The sequence below is a fragment of the Photorhabdus heterorhabditis genome, from assembly GCF_001280945.1.
GTDB lineage: Bacteria > Pseudomonadota > Gammaproteobacteria > Enterobacterales > Enterobacteriaceae > Photorhabdus > Photorhabdus heterorhabditis.
On the sequence record NZ_LJCS01000240.1, the window covers coordinates 1 to 460 of the forward strand.

At 61.7% G+C, this 460-nt stretch carries 1 protein-coding gene; it reads left to right on the forward strand.

What is annotated here, in order from left to right:
• On the forward strand, positions 1–460 hold a 460-nt coding region (locus tag AM629_RS21535), incomplete at both ends, for a hypothetical protein (protein ID WP_152912079.1).

Here is a 460-nt window from a genome sequence, read left to right on the forward strand (position 1 = left end):
CAGGGGGAACGCATCACCACGGAGACCGGCAGCCAGACCCGCTGGTACGTCAAAAAGAAAAAACGGAACAAGCTTGGCATCGGCGGCACCAAAACCTCGCAGGGGAAAGACACCACCGGTTATACACCGGGCCCGGTGACCGAAACGATTGACCTGAACACGCTGGCCTGGCAGGACCATACCCGCCCACCGGGGACCGATATCACGATAACCGACCGCCAGACCGGGCAGGTGCAACAGGCCCCCACTGCCGTGAAACCAGTGGCCGGGATAAACACCCCGTCCTTAGTCCTCCCCCCCGGTCAACCCTTAGTCCTGCCGCCCGGTCAGCCGTTTGAACTGAGTTTGCCGCCGGAAACCGTCAAAGGACAAACAGTCGACCCGGTGATACGCGTGGTGACGCCCGATACCCGCTTACCGGATAACAGCCTGTATACCGTGCAGCCGGGCAGTGACAGCC